11 protein-coding genes are annotated in these 13829 nt (G+C 74.5%); 6 read left to right on the top strand and 5 right to left on the bottom strand.

Features of this window, described 5'->3' with window-relative positions; all coding sequences use genetic code 11:
• Positions 1-299 precede the first annotated feature (299 nt).
• Entirely contained in the window at positions 300-881 is a 582-nt protein-coding gene (locus ACFWPT_RS09505; RefSeq protein ID WP_380480772.1) for a DUF1707 and DUF4190 domain-containing protein, read from the bottom strand.
• 253 nt (positions 882-1134) lie between these two features.
• Here ACFWPT_RS09505 and ACFWPT_RS09500 point away from each other — a divergent pair, with 253 nt between their 5' ends.
• The 4 genes from ACFWPT_RS09500 to ACFWPT_RS09485 all read left to right on the top strand — a co-directional run bounded on the left by ACFWPT_RS09500 (position 1135) and on the right by ACFWPT_RS09485 (position 6211).
• The gene (locus ACFWPT_RS09500) at positions 1135-2022 is read left to right on the top strand and encodes an ABC transporter ATP-binding protein (protein WP_380423800.1); all 888 of its coding nucleotides are present in this window, start codon (positions 1135-1137) and stop codon (positions 2020-2022) included.
• A complete protein-coding gene (locus ACFWPT_RS09495; protein ID WP_063348952.1) occupies positions 2019-3650 on the top strand; it encodes a hypothetical protein in 1632 nt (543 codons plus the stop codon). Before ACFWPT_RS09500 ends, ACFWPT_RS09495 begins: the two co-directional genes overlap by 4 nt.
• A gap of 101 nt (positions 3651-3751) precedes the next feature.
• Entirely contained in the window at positions 3752-5056 is a 1305-nt protein-coding gene (locus ACFWPT_RS09490; protein WP_380480769.1) for a DUF2786 domain-containing protein, read from the top strand.
• Positions 5057-5098: 42 nt separating this feature from the next.
• Positions 5099-6211: an ADP-ribosylglycohydrolase family protein gene (locus ACFWPT_RS09485; RefSeq protein WP_380480767.1), complete on the top strand. Its 1113-nt coding sequence runs from the start codon at positions 5099-5101 to the stop codon at positions 6209-6211.
• 75 nt (positions 6212-6286) lie between these two features.
• Here the strand turns inward: ACFWPT_RS09485 and ACFWPT_RS09480 are convergent, their stop codons facing one another.
• The 4 genes from ACFWPT_RS09480 to ACFWPT_RS09465 form a co-directional block, all read right to left on the bottom strand.
• Positions 6287-7453, bottom strand: coding sequence for a serpin family protein (locus ACFWPT_RS09480; protein ID WP_380480765.1), 1167 nt, complete (start codon positions 7451-7453; stop codon positions 6287-6289).
• 225 nt (positions 7454-7678) lie between these two features.
• Entirely contained in the window at positions 7679-8677 is a 999-nt protein-coding gene (locus ACFWPT_RS09475; RefSeq protein ID WP_380369586.1) for an ADP-ribosylglycohydrolase family protein, read from the bottom strand.
• 49 nt (positions 8678-8726) lie between these two features.
• Positions 8727-9941, bottom strand: coding sequence for a cytochrome P450 (locus ACFWPT_RS09470; RefSeq protein WP_363369343.1), 1215 nt, complete (start codon positions 9939-9941; stop codon positions 8727-8729).
• A 95-nt stretch (positions 9942-10036) separates the two neighbouring features.
• On the bottom strand, positions 10037-10777 hold the full coding sequence (locus ACFWPT_RS09465; RefSeq protein WP_380480763.1) for an NAD-dependent deacetylase: 741 nt from the start codon (positions 10775-10777) through the stop codon (positions 10037-10039).
• 112 nt (positions 10778-10889) lie between these two features.
• Here ACFWPT_RS09465 and ACFWPT_RS09460 point away from each other — a divergent pair, with 112 nt between their 5' ends.
• Together ACFWPT_RS09460 and ACFWPT_RS09455 are read left to right on the top strand one after the other, a co-directional pair.
• A complete protein-coding gene (locus ACFWPT_RS09460) occupies positions 10890-11954 on the top strand; it encodes an ATP-binding protein (protein ID WP_380480761.1) in 1065 nt (354 codons plus the stop codon).
• Complete coding sequence (locus ACFWPT_RS09455) at positions 11951-13750, top strand: hypothetical protein (RefSeq protein ID WP_380369592.1); 1800 nt, start codon at positions 11951-11953, stop codon at positions 13748-13750. Before ACFWPT_RS09460 ends, ACFWPT_RS09455 begins: the two co-directional genes overlap by 4 nt.
• The last annotated feature ends 79 nt before the right edge of the window (positions 13751-13829 follow it).

Genomic DNA, 13829 nt, shown 5'->3' with positions numbered 1-13829 from the left:
TGAGCTGATGTACAGCGACGGCGCTCAACGCGCGGGGCGCTGGAAGGCGCTCCGGCTCGGCGCGGCGACCGGTGTGCATGCACGCACAAGGACCCGGGGACACCCCAGGCACAAGGTCAGAGCGTACCTAGCGCATCGGGCGCGGTCAAAACAAATGCAACGCCGCAGGTCGCGACCTTCGGCCGGATGTCCCAGGAGTGTCCCGGACGCGACCACCCGGTGTCGGACCGCCCTCCACCCGCTCTACCACAGCCCGCCGACCGCCGCCACCGGGGCGGGACGCGCCCGGGGCGACCCGCTCAGACCGGCACCTGCAGCACCACCAGGAGCAGCAGCGTCCAGAGCGCGCAGCCCGCGTAGCCGAAGAGCAGGCCGAGGGTGGAGACCCAGTCGCCGGCCCGGTCGTGGCGGCTCAGCTGGGCCTTCGCGACGTGCCCGACGACCACCGCGGGCAGCGAGAGGCCGGTCAGACCGAAGACCAGTGAGGTGACCGCCAGCCCGTTGGTGGAGCGAACCGGCGGCGGAGGCGGCGGGAGGAAGGTCGCCGGGACGGGCGGGGCGGCGAAGGCCATCGGCGCCGGCATCGGGCCGGAGGGCAGGTCGGACACCAGCCCGGCCAGCTGGCCGTAGGTCTGCGCGACGGAGGCCTGCTCGTGGCGCTGCTCGTACTCCTCGGCGGAGAGCCGGCCCTCGGCGAACGCGGCCTTCAGCACGTCGATCGTCCGGTCCCGGTCCGCGTACCCGGCACGCATCCCCGCGTGGAACCCGGGCTGCGGGACGGACTGCGGGACGGACTGCGGGACGGGCTGGGGCTGCCGGCCCCCGGCCGGGCCGCGATCCGGCTCGCCAGGGTCCGAGGCTCCCCACGGTTGAACGGCCATCCGCACCTCCCGGCACCCGGCGCGGCCCCGCGCCCCTCGCTGTCCCTCACTGCCCCTCATAGTGCAGGACGAACGGCGGAGCTGAGTAGTTGCCAATTCCAGCCCGGCACCCGCCGTAACGCGCCGTCCGGACGGCGCGCCTCACCCGTTCGGCCCACTCGCTCAGGGGATCCTCAACTCGGGAGACAGCCCGTTTCCGCAGTGACAGGCTGAGTCCGAGACACCCATCCGCCAGCGAACAGAGAAGGCCGCCATGCAGGCGTCAGCGCCGCCGCCGTCCGACCACCCCGCACCCGTTCCCCCCTCCGCCGTCAGCATCCAGGGGCTGTGGAAGCACTTCGGCGGCCAGGCCGCCGTCGCCGGACTCAGCCTGGAGCTGCCGGCCGGCTCCTTCATCGGCCTGGTCGGCCCGAACGGCGCCGGCAAGACCACCACGCTGTCCATGGCCACCGGCCTGCTCCGGCCCGACCAGGGCACCGTCCTCATCCACGGCGGCGACGTCTGGGCCGACCCGGTCGCGGTCAAGGCCCGGATCGGCATCCTGCCCGAGGGGCTGCGGATGTTCGAGCGGCTCAGCGGCCGCGAACTGCTGCAGTACAACGGGCGGCTGCGCGGCCTGCCCGGCGCCGAGGTGGACCGCCGCGCCGAGGAGCTGCTGGCCGTCCTGGACCTCGCCCGCGACGCCGACAAGCTGGTCGCCGACTACTCCACCGGCATGCGCAAGAAGATCGGCCTGGCCGCCGCGCTGCTGCACAACCCCGACGTGCTGTTCCTCGACGAGCCCTTCGAGGGCGTCGACCCGGTCTCCGCGCAGACCATCCGCGGCGTGCTCAAGCGGTACGCGGCGGCCGGATCCACGGTGGTCTTCTCCAGCCACGTGATGGAACTGGTCGAACAGCTCTGCGACTGGGTCGCCGTGGTCAACGCCGGCCGGGTGATCGCCCACGGCCCGCTGGACACCGTGCGCGGCGGGCGCAGCCTCCACGAGGCCTTCCTCGGCCTGATCGGCGTCCGCGAGGACGACGGCCAGGCGCTCGGCTGGCTCGGCGGCGGAGCGGCCGGGAACGCTCCGGCCGGCGGCGGGCAGCTCGGCGGACAGGCCGGCGGGCAGGCCGGCGCGCAGCTCGGGGGCGGGCAGTGAGCACCGCCCCCGCAGCCGCCCGCACCCCGGTGCCCGACGGGCGGACGGTGGTCCGCGCCCTGGTGGCACTCAAGCTGCGGCTGCTGCGCAACGGCCTGCGGCGCAGCCCCGGCCGGACCGCCGTGTACGTCATCGGCGGCGTCCTCGGCCTGGCCTTCGCGGCCGGCATCGCCTTCGCCCTCGCCATGATGAACGGGCGCTTCGACGGCTCCGGGGACGCCGGGGTGATGCTGCTCGGCGTGCTCACCCTCGGCTGGGCGGCGCTGCCGCTGTTCCTCTTCTCCAGCGACGAGAGCGCCGACCCGACCCGGCTCACCATGCTCCCGCTGCGGCCCGGCCCGCTGCTGCGCGGCTCGCTGCTGGCCGCGCTGATCGGGCCCGGCCCGCTGGTCAGCCTGGTGCTGGTGACCGGCGCGGCGCTGTCCGGTGCCAACGGCGGGGCCTCGGCCGCGGCCGCGCTGGTCGGCGTCCCGCTGGCCGTGCTCTGCCTGGTCACGCTCTCCCGGGCGGTCGCCGCCGGCAACGCCCGGATGCTCTCCAGCCGGCGCGGCAAGGACTTCGCGATCTTCGGCGGACTGCTGTTCGCCCTGCTCGTGCAGGCCGCCAACGTCGGCTCGCAGAGCGTCTTCGGCCGGCCCGGGGACCACCTCGACCTCAGCCCGCTGGCGCCGATCGCCTCCGTGCTGCGCTGGCTGCCGCCGGTCGGCGCGGCCGACGCGGCCCGCACCGCCGGCGAGGGACGGTACGGGCTGGCGCTGTTCCAGCTCGCCGCGGCCGCGGCGCTGCTCGCCCTGCTGCTGCGCTGGTGGCGCGGCAGCCTCCAGGAGCTGATGGTCACCGCCGACTCCTCCACCCTGGAGGTGGCCCGCGGCGTGCAGAGCTCGCGCGGCTGGAGCTTCCTGCCCGAGGGCCGGGCCGGCGCGGTGATGCAGCGCCACCTCCGGTACGCCTGGCGGGAGCCGCGGGCCAAGGCCGCGGTGTTCACCAGCATCGGCATGACGCTGGTGATCTGCGTGCTGTCGATGGTCCAGGGCTGGTCGAGCGTCTACCTGCTGGCGATGACCGGGATGTTCCTCGGGCTGCAGATGCTCAACCTGTTCGGCATGGACGGCTCGGCGTTCTGGATGGTCGCCGCCACCCTGCTCACCCCGGCCGACGCCCGGGACGAGCTGCGCGGCCGGGCCTACGCGGTGCTGTCGTACGCCATCCCGGTGACGCTGGTGCTCGGGCCCGTGCTGGCCGCCGCCACCGGCGACTGGGCCGGCCTGCCGTCCGCACTCGGCCTCGCGCTCGCCCTGCTCGGCTGCGGCGTCGCGCTCGGCGCGACGCTCAGCGTGCTCGCGCCGTACACCATGCCGGCCGACAGCAATCCGATGCGCAACGCCGCCCCCGGGCAGGGCGGCCTGGTGCTGGTCAACCAGTTCGGCTCGCTGTTCGGTGTGGCGTTGCTCTCCCTACCGGTGAGCGGCTACCTCGGCTGGGCGCTGCTCTCCGCCGGCCCGACCTGGCCGGTCCTGGTGGTCGGCCCGCTCTACGGCGCCCTGATCGCCGCCCTCGGCATCCGTTTCGCGGCCGGGCGGCTGCTGGAGCGCGCCCCGGAGATCCTGGCCAAGGCCGTCGAGCGCTGAGTCGCCTGCGTCACCCCGGAGCGCCCGGTCCCGTCGAGGGGGCGGGCGCTCCGGCATCATGGGCGGGAGGGCCGGGCCGTCGAGGAGAGCAGGGACACACCGTGGGCAAGCGCGCGCAGCAGGACGGGGACGGGGGCGCCGGCCCACTGCTGGAGCAGGCGGTGCGATCGGTGCTGACGGCCCCGGACGAAACGCTGGACCTCGCCCTGGACACCGGGGCGTCGCTGCTCGCCGCCTCGGCCGGGCAGTGGCCGGCGGTCAGCCGGGCGCTGCTGGGGTACGCGGACACCGCCGTCGGCCGCTGCTGGTCCGCCGGGTGGCGCCCGGCCGACCTGGCCCGGGTGGTCCGGCGCGGGCTGAAGCCCGTCCACCTGGCCCTCGCGGTGGACCTGATCGCCGCCGAGGGCCGTCGGCACCCCGCGGCCGCCCTCGACCGGCGCTGGCACGAGCAGCTGCGCGAGCTGGAGGCCGAGGTCTGGTGGCCCGGCGACGAGCAGTACCTCGGCGCCTTCGCCGACCGGCACCGGCTGGACCGCTTCGCGCTCGCCACCGCCGCCCTGGAGCTGCTGCGGACCTGGGGCCGGCTGCCGCCGATCTCCCCGGTCGGCCCCGCGCCCGGCCGGCGGCCGCAGACCGATCGCACCACGGGCCCGCAGGCCGAACGCACCACGGGCCCGCTGACCGGCGAGCCGCGGATGCTGGCCCGGATCCGGGCGCTGCTGGCCAAGGCCGAGTCCACCGAGTACCCGGAGGAGGCCGAGGCGCTCACCACCAAGGCCCAGCAGCTGATGGCCCAGCACAGCATCGACGACGCGCTGCTGGCCGCCACCGGCGACGACCGGAACACCCCGGCGGCGCTGCGGATCGGCGTGGACAACCCGTACGAGAGCCCCAAGACGATGCTGCTGGACGCCGTCGCGGCGGCCAACCGGTGCCGGGCGGTGTGGGCCAAGGAGTTCGGCTTCTGCACCGTCGTCGGCTTCGACGGCGACCTGGACGGCGTCGAGCTGCTCTACACCTCGCTGCTGGTGCAGGCCACCCACGCGCTCAACAAGGCCGGCTCCCGCCGGGACTCGCGCAGCAAGGCGTTCCGGCACTCCTTCCTGGTCGCGTACGCGGCGCGGATCCGCGAGCGGCTGACCGCCGCCACCGAGCGCGCGACCAGTGCCGCCGCGGCCGGCCGGCACCTGCGCGAGGACGGCACCGAGGAGCAGCTGCTGCCCGACGAGCGGCTGCTGCCCGCGCTCGCCGCCCGCTCCGAGGCGGTGGACGACGAGGTCGGCCGGCTGTTCCCCAAGCTGGTCTCGCAGCGGGTCCGGGTGAGCGACGGAGTGGGCTGGGCGGCCGGGCGCGCCGCCGCCGACCGCGCCGCGCTGCACGGGCGCGCCGGGCAGATCCGCCGGTAGACCTGATAGAACGTATCCCGCCATGAACCAAGGGGGATCGACGTGACGGAGTCGGCGGCCGAATCGGGATACCGCGACCGGGTGCGCGGGGCGCTGCTCGGCGGGGCCGTCGGCGATGCGCTGGGCTGGCCGGTGGAGTTCCAGCAGCTCCACCAGATCCAGCAGCGGTACGGGCCGGACGGCGTGACCGGGCTGCCGGCCGGTACCGGGCCGGTCGAAGTCACCGACGACACCCAGATGACCCTGTTCACCACCGAGGGCCTGATCCGCGCGTTCGTCCGCGGCTGGACGGGCGGCGGCGGCTCGGTGCCGGAGGCCGTCCACGCCGCGTACCGGCGCTGGCTGCTGACCCAGCGCCAGGGCTCGCCGGACACCGCGCCGCAGCCCCGCCCGTACGACGGCTGGCTGCTGACCAGGCCCTTCCTGTACGCGTCGCGGGCGCCCGGCAACGCCTGCATGAGCGGGGTGGCCGAGCACCCGGAGTTCGAGTCGCCGTCCGTGATCGGGCAGCCGGGGCCGATCAACCCGGAGTCCAAGGGCTGCGGCACGGTGATGCGCTCGGCGCCGTTCGGGCTGGCCCGGCTGGGCGTCGAGCTGTCCTTCGGGCTGGCCGTGCAGTGTGCCCAGCTCACCCACGGGCACCCGACCGGCTACCTCTCGGCGGGCGCCTTCGCGGCGCTGGTCGAGCGGCTCGCCAACGGGACCGAGCCGTGGGCGGCGGTCGGCGAGACCGTGGAGCAGATCCGCGAGCTGCCGGGGTCCAAGGAGACGGTGCAGGCGCTGGCCCGGGCCGTCCGGGTGGCCCAGGAGTCGCAGCCGACGGCGGAGTCCGTGGAGCGGGTCGGCCTCGGCTGGATCGCCGAGGAGTGCCTGGCCATCGCGGTGTACTCGCTGCTGGCGACCACCCTCGAACCCGACCCGGTGCGCAGCGCGCTGCTGCTGTCGGTGAACCACTCCGGGGACAGCGACTCCACCGGCGCGGTCTGCGGCAACCTGGTCGGCGCCGCGTACGGCGCCTCGGCGCTGCCCGCCGAGTGGGCGGGGGCGGTCGAGGGCCGGGCCGAACTGCTGCGGGTCGCGGACGACCTGCTGGTGCTGTTCGGCAGCCGCGACCCGGCCCACCCGGCGCTCGGCGGGCGCTACCCGGCCTGGTGACGCCCGGTCCTCCTCCGGCTGCTTCTCCTGCTTCGTCCGCTTCATCTGCTTCGTCCGCTTCGCCTACGGGTCGGCTCAGGAGGCCTGCGGGTCGGTGACCTGGCCGAGGAACAGCGGCCGCCCGTCGGCGGTGTCGCGGATCAGGAACAGGAACGGCCGGTCGATGTGCAGTTGGACGGACTCCGGCACGGCCGGCGCCGCCATCGCCGCCACCCCGGCGCCGCTGCCGGCCGCCGCGACCGTACCGTCCTCGTTCACCTCGACGGTGGCCTTCTGCACCACCGCGCCCAGGCCGAGCGGCTCCTTGGCGGTGATGCCGGTGAAGTCGGGCGCGTCGAAGGCCGCCTTGACGCCGAGTGAGCGCAGGGCGGGGACGAGGTCGTTGGCCGTGTCGAAGTGGAACCGCGGCAGGGTCAGGTCGACGGACCGCTCGCCGAGCCCGCCGAGGATCCGGTCGAGCTGGGCCTGGTCCAGGCCCTTGCTGAAGGCCGCGTACCCGCCCTGGGCGGGGACGATCAGATCCATCGCCAACCCACCTCCCGCGTAAGGGAGTTCGACGGCCTGCCAGGGTTCGCCGACGATGCCGCCGGAGCCCTCGGCGTACCGGAGGGTGCCGGTGCGGCTCATCGTGCTCACCGCCGGGGTGGAGCCGTCCAGCCGGTGGAAGGGGCGCTCGGAGGTGTTCGCGGGCTTGAACCCGGAGGCCCACGCCGCCTTCAGGTAGAGCGCGTCGGTGAGTGCCAGCCGGGTGTCGGCGGTGATCTGCCGCGGGCCGAAGAGCTCCTTGATCCGCCCCTCGGTGGCCTTCTCCACCGCCGCGTTGATGCTCCCGCGGGCGCCGGCCGGGTCCCTGGCGAAGTCGACGGGGTGCACGCCGGTGTCGAAGGCGGCGGCGAGCGTGTCCAGGTACTCCGGGGCGACGGCCAGGCCCTGCTGCGTCCACAGGTCGTCGGAACGGCGCAGGACGACCTGGTCGCCGCCGGCCCGGCTCCCGCTGTCCGGCGCGCCGACGGCGAGGGCGTACTGCCGCGGGTCGAGCCCGGTGTGCAGGGCCTTGGCCAGCTCCTCGGCGGTGGCACCGCGCGCCCCCGGCAGCAGCATCCCGAGCACGCTCGCCAGCCCGGCCGGCGAGACCACGACGTTGCGCCCCGCCCCGTCCGGCGTCGCGGTCAGCACGTGCAGCAGGTCCAGCCCGAAGGCGCTGGTCCCGGCCGCCACCGCAGCCACCTGCCCCGGATCCACCGCCGCCCGGCTCCCCGACGCCGAGACCCGCACCACCACGGGCCCCCCGCCCGCCGCACTCCCGCACCCGGCCAGCGCCGGGCCGACCGCCAACCCGGCGGCGAGAAGCAGCCCCACCCGACGGCGGGAACGGCGATGCCCTGCGGTGCTGCGCTTCGTCATGGCCCTTCGACGCACCACCCCCGACCCCGGTTCCACCCGGGCCCGGAACGCAGGTTGTGGAGCTCAGTCCCAGAGCGCCCCGAGCGCGAGCAGCTCGTCCCGGTACTCGATCCGCTCCACCCACTCCTGCGGCCAGACCGACTCCCCGTGATGGGCCCCGGCGAAGGCGCCGGTCAGACAGGCCAGGGAGTCCGAGTCGCCGCTGGAGTAGGCGGCCCGGCGGACGGCGGACACCGGGTCGTCCGGCAGCAGCAGAAAGCAGAGCAGGCCGGTGGCGAAGGCCTCCTCGGCGACCCAGCCCTCACCGGTGGCCAGACACGGGTCCGCTTCGACGTCGGGCGCGGCGAGCGCGGCGTCCAACTGGTCGAGCACGGCCAGGCAGTCGTCCCAGCCGCGGGCGATGACGTCCTGCGGCGAGCGACCGTACCAGCGCGCGGAGAGGTCGCCGAGCCAGAACTCGTCGTACCGCTCGCGGCTCGCCAGCGCGTACGCCCGCAGCACCGCGGGCAGGCCGGCCGGCGGAACGCCCTCGGCGAGCTTGCGGATGGCGTACGCGGTGAGGTCACTGGCGGCGAGTGCGGTCGGGTGCCCGTGGGTGAGCGCGGACTGCAGCTGCGCGGCGCCCGCGAGCTGGCGGGCGTCGAGTTCGCGGATCAGTCCGACCGGAGCGACCCGCATGTTGGCGCCGCAGCCCTTGGAACCGACGTCGCTCGCCTGCTGCCAGCGGTACGCGGGGCGGCTCAGCCGCTCGCAGGCGCGCAGGCAGGTCATGCCGGGAGCACGGTTGTTCTGCGGGGAGCGCCACCAGTCGACGAACTCCTCGCGAACGGGCCGCTCCAGCCGTAGCGGGGTGAGCGGCCCGCGCTCCAGGGCAATGCGCAGACCACGGCCGAGGGCGAGGGTCATCTGGGTGTCGTCGGTGACCAGCGCCCTTCGGGGCAGCGGAAGTTGCCGCCAGTCCGGGTGGTCGTCGGCAATCATCTCTACCGTCTTGAACTCGGTCACCCGGCCGATCGCATCCCCGATCGCCAGCCCCAGCAGTGACCCCGTCGCCTTGCCCACAGCTCTCCCCCGTTCCTCGAACCGACCCCGACCTGGCCCCGACCTCGATCTAGACCTCGACCACCAGTTCCCTGAGGCCCCGGATCACGTAGCCCGGGTTCCACTCGGGTTCGCGGGCCAGGCGCAGGCCGGGGGCGCGGCGCAGGAGGGCGCCGTAGGACTCGGTGAGTTCCAGTCTGGCGAGCGGGGCGCCGAGACAGAAGTGGATTCCGGCGCCGAAGGTGATGTGGGGGTTGTCGGTGCGGCCGAGGTCGAGGCGGTCGGGGTCGGTGAAGCGCTCGGGGTCGCGGTTGGCGGAGCCGAAGAGGAGGGCGACCTCGGAGCCGCGCGGGATGGTGACGCCGCGCAGCTCGATGTCCTCCAGCACCCACCGTTCGAACAGCTGCAGCGGGGTGTCCCAGCGCATCAGCTCCTCGATGGCGGTGGGCAGGAGCGCGTCGGTCGCGCCGCGCAGCCGGGCGAGTTCACCGGGGTTGCGGAACAGCGCCCACCAGCCGTTGCCGGTGGTGTTGACGGTCGCCTCGTGGCCGGCGTTGAGCAGCAGCACGCAGGTGGAGATCATCTCCTGCTCGCTGAGCGCGTCGGAGCCCTCCTGGGCCTGGATCAGCGCGCTGATCAGGTCGGTGCCGGGGGCGGTGCGGCGTTCGCGGATGAGGGCGCGCAGGTAGTCGGAGAACTCGGTGCTCGCGGTGACGGCCTTGCGGGCGGCCTCCTCGCTCGGGTTGAGCTCGTACATGCCGGTGATGTCGGCGGACCAGGGCCGCAGCAGGTGCCGGTCGCCCTCCGGCACGCCGAGCATCTCGGCGATCACGGCGACCGGCAGCGGCTCGGCGACGGCGGCGATCAGGTCGCCGCCGCCGGCCGCGAGCAGGCCGTCGACGAGTTCCCCGGCGAGCCGCTGGACGGTCGGCCGCAGGCCCTCGACCATGCGCGGGGTGAAGGCCTTGGAGACCAGCCGGCGGATCCGGGTGTGGTCGGGGGCCTCCAGGTCGAGCAGCCCGAAGTCGTTGAGGGTGTGGAAGGGCTCGTGCGCCGGGTCGGGTTCGGGCCGGCCGAACTCCTGGTGGCTGAAGCGGTGGGTGTAGGTGCGCCCGAGCCGCCGGTCGCGCAGGAGCGCGCTGACGTCCTCGTGCCGCGAGACGAGCCACTGCCCGGTCGGCTCGAAGTACGTCACCGGCGCGTGCTCGCGCAACTCGGCGTACGCGTCGTACGGGTGGGCCACGAACGCCGCCGACCAGGGGTCGAACTTCGCCGTCGTCGTCATCGCTCGATCACTCCAGGCCATGAGGGGGGAGCCGGAAGGATCATCGTACGCATGCGGTTCACCCGTTTTTAAGCCCCTTCTTCGGAGCCCTTTTTTCAGAGCCCCTCCCCCACCAGCCTCCGCACCAAGTCCGGCAGCGCCTGGGAGATCGGCTCGCGGATCACCTCGACGGCGGCCTCGTCGTACGGCGTCGGCTCGGCGTTCAGGATGATCAGCTTCGACCCGGTCCGCACCGCGTCGTACGGCAGCGCGGCCACCGGGAACACCTGAAGACTGGTACCGACCGCGATGAACACGTCGCAGGCACGGGCGATCGAGTCGGCCTGCCCGAGCACCTCCTGGTCCAGGTTCTCGCCGAACATCACCGTGCGCGGCTTCAGGATCCCCCCGCACGCCCGACAGGCGGGGTCCGGCTCGCCCGCCTCGACCCGCCGCAGCGCCTCCGCCATCGGCCCCGTCGCCCCGCAGCCCAGACACTGCACCTCCAGTGCGGTGCCGTGCAGTTCGAGCACCTTGCGCGGGGCCAGCCCGGCCCGCTGGTGCAGCCCGTCCACGTTCTGGGTGAGCACCCGCAGCGGCAGCCCCGAGCGCTCCAGGTCGACCAGCGCCCGGTGCCCGGCGTTCGGCTCGGCCCCCAGCACACCCGTCTCCAGCCTCAGCCGCCACGCCCGCCGCCGCACCTCGGGATCGGCACGGTACGGGCCGATGGTGACCAGGTCCTGGGCCGACGGGTCGCGCTGCCAGAGCCCCTGCGGGCCTCGGTAGTCGGGGATGCCCGAGTCGGTCGAGATGCCCGCGCCGGTGAGGACGGCGATCAGGGGGCGTTTCGCGTTCATGCCCCGGACGGTACGGGCGGGCCGGTTCGGGGCGCCAGCGAAAATCCGGGTGCGCCGCGTCAACTCCCGCCGCAGACTGGGCCGGTCACCCCACCACTTGCCAAGGAGCCCCGTGCAGGGAGCAGTCAGCGTCTCGCCCGTCCAGATTCCCGAGTTGCTGCTCGGGCTGGCCACCGTCCGGCCGGTGTTCCTCTGGGGCGCGCCCGGGATCGGAAAGTCCTCGCTGGTAAGGGAGTTCGCCGAGTCGCTCGGCCTGGAGTGCGTGAGCCTGGTCGGCACCCAGCTCGCCCCGGAGGACCTGATCGGTGTCCCGCAGCTGACCCCGGAGGGCCGTTCCCGGTTCTGCCCGCCCGAGCAGATCGCCCGCGACGAGCCGTACTGCCTGTTCCTGGACGAGCTCAACGCGGCGACCCCGGACGTCCAGAAGGCGTTCTACTCGCTGATCCTGGACCGCCGGATCGGCTCGTACGAGCTGCCGCCCGGCTCGATCGTGATCGGCGCCGGGAACCGCGCCACCGACGGCGCGCTCGCCCGACCGATGGCGTCCGCGCTGGTCAACCGCATGGTCCACGTGCACCTGCGGGCCAGCGCCGCGGACTGGCTGCGCTGGGCGGCCGGCGCCGGCATCCACCCCTGGGTCGTCGACTACGTCACCGACCGGCCCGACCACCTGTGGTCCGCCCCGCCGAAGACCGAGGAGCCGTTCTCCACCCCGCGCGCATGGCACATGCTCTCCGACGCGCTGCACTCCTTCGGCCCCACCCTGGACGAGGAGACCCTCAAGGTGCTCGCGTACGGGCTGCTCACCCCGCAGCACGCGATCGCCTTCTGCGGCTACGCCAAGATCGTCCGCAACGCCTACGGCCTGGAGGCGATCCTCAAGGGCGACGCCCGCTGGCCGCACCGGCTGGAGGACCGCGACCTGCTCTACTACCTGGCCGACGCCTTCCGCGGCCGCCTGGTCAAGGAGCTTCCGGCCAGCAAGGAGCACGCCTCGGGGGCGCAGCGGCAGACCGCCTTCCGGGCCAAGTCGCTGCTGGTGCAGCTGGCCGAGATCTCGGTGGAGGTCGCCCAGACGGTGATCGCCGACGGCGCGGACGGCAATCCGGTGCTGCCCTCCTGGTTCCTGATCGAGGCGGCCCGGGACATGCCCCGGCTGGTCGAGGCCCGCCGGTGAGCCCTTCCGTCCAGAAGGGTGCGAAGAAGCCGGACCCGGGCGCGGAGGTCTTCGCCGAGGGGGTCCGGCTGCTGCGCCAGAACCCGGCCTTCGACGCCGTGCCCGCCGATTTCTGCCGCCGGGACGACTGCGGGCTGGCCCCGACCGGCGGCTGGGCGGTGGTCGACTCCGACGGCACCGTGCACGTCAACCCGCGCCGCCGGGCCGAGCCGGACGAGTGGGCCTGGGTACTGGCGCACTGCCTGCTGCACCTGGGCTTCGGCCACGTCCCGGCCGCCAAGGGTGTCCGGGTCCAGCCCGACGCCTACGAGGAGGCGGCCCGCTGCGCGGTGGTGAACCGTTTCCTCGCGACCTTCCCCGTCGGCCGCCCCCCGGTCGCCCTCCCGCAGGAGTACCCGGGCGGCGACGAGGAGGAGCTGGCCGCCCGCTGGCGCCGCGACGGCCTGCCGCCCGCCGTCACCGCCGGGACGGCCGGCACCGCCGACCACGACCAGCTGCTGGTCGAGTGGCAGGACTACGGCCACACCCCGAAGGACTGGTCGGCGGCCTTCGCCGCCGCCCTCACCCGCACCATGTCCGCCGCGATGGACCGGGCCGGCGGCCGTTTCGACCGGGAGACCGGCGAGCGCCTGCCCGTACGGCCGTGGACCAGGGCGCTCGGCTGGTTCGTCTCCTCCTACCCGCTGCTCGGCGGCATCGCGGCCGGCCTCACCGTCGTCGCCGACGCCGAACTGGCCCGCGCCCACGGCATCTCCATCGCCGCCGTCAACGCCGAGGCCGGCGAGGTCTACATCAACCCGCTGCGCCAGCAGACCGACGAGGAGTGGCGGTTCATCCTCGGCCACGAGATGCTGCACGCCGCCCTGCGGCACGGCGAGCGCCGCGGCGGCCGGGACCCGTTCCTCTTCAACGTCGCCGCCGACTACGTCATCAACGGCTGGCTGCTGGAGATGGGCGTCGGCGACATGCCGGAAGGCCTGCTGCACGACCCGCAGCTGAAGGGGCTGTCGGCCGAGGAGGTGTACGACCGGATCGTCCGCGACGAGCGCCGGATCCGCCGGCTCGCCACTCTGGCCGGCAAGAACCGCCCGGACATCCTCGGCGCACCGCTGGACCGCGGCCCGCGCGACTACGTGGACCTCGACGACTTCTACCGCCGCGGACTCCAGCAGGGCTTCGAGCTGCACCAGCGCGACCGCGGGCTGCTGCCCGCCGGACTGGTCGAGGAGATCCGCGCCCTCGCCCACCCGCCGCTGCCCTGGGACGCCCGGCTGGCCCGCTGGTTCGACGAGTTCGTGCCCCGTCCGGAGCCGGTCCGCAGCTACTCCCGCCCGGCCCGTCGGCAGTCCGCCACCCCGGACATCCCCCGGGCCGGCCGCTACCACCCGCCGGAGGAGGTACCGCGCTGCACCTTCGGCGTCGTCCTGGACACCTCCGGCTCGATGAACCGGGTCCTGCTCGGCAAGGCGCTCGGCGCGATCGCCTCGTACGCGGCCGCCCGGGACGTGCCCGCGGCCCGGGTGGTGCACTGCGACGCCGCACCGCACGACGCCGGGTACGTCCCGGTCGGCGAGATCGCCGGCCGGGTCCGGGTGCGCGGGCGCGGCGGCACCGAGCTGCAGCCGGGCGTCGACCTGCTGGAGCGGGCCGAGGACTTCCCGCGCGGGGCGCCCGTGCTGGTGATCACCGACGGCGCGTGCGACGTGCTGCGGGTGCGCCGCGAGCACGCCTTCCTCGTCCCCCGGGGCGCCGGGCTGCCGTTCACCCCGCGCGGACCGGTGTTCCGGATGAGCTGACGGGCGCCCGCCCCTCCCCTGCGGGAGCGGCCGCCCGTCCGGACCGCCCAGCCAGACCAGCACCGGGCGGACCAGCACC

The organism is Kitasatospora sp. NPDC058478, from assembly GCF_042720345.1.
Classification (GTDB): Bacteria; Actinomycetota; Actinomycetes; order Streptomycetales; family Streptomycetaceae; genus Kitasatospora.
Note: the sequence above shows the minus strand (reverse complement) of the source record. Positions and strands in the feature narration are given on the sequence as shown.

Excerpts from the sequence above, each read along its gene's own strand:
- ACFWPT_RS09505 (WP_380480772.1), bottom strand. The coding sequence starts at position 881 with ATGGCCGTTCAACCGTGGGGAGCCTCGGACCCTGGCGAGCCGGATCGC.
- ACFWPT_RS09500 (WP_380423800.1), top strand. The coding sequence starts at position 1,135 with ATGCAGGCGTCAGCGCCGCCGCCGTCCGACCACCCCGCACCCGTTCCC.
- ACFWPT_RS09470 (WP_363369343.1), bottom strand. The coding sequence starts at position 9,941 with ATGACGACGACGGCGAAGTTCGACCCCTGGTCGGCGGCGTTCGTGGCC.
- ACFWPT_RS09465 (WP_380480763.1), bottom strand. The coding sequence starts at position 10,777 with ATGAACGCGAAACGCCCCCTGATCGCCGTCCTCACCGGCGCGGGCATC.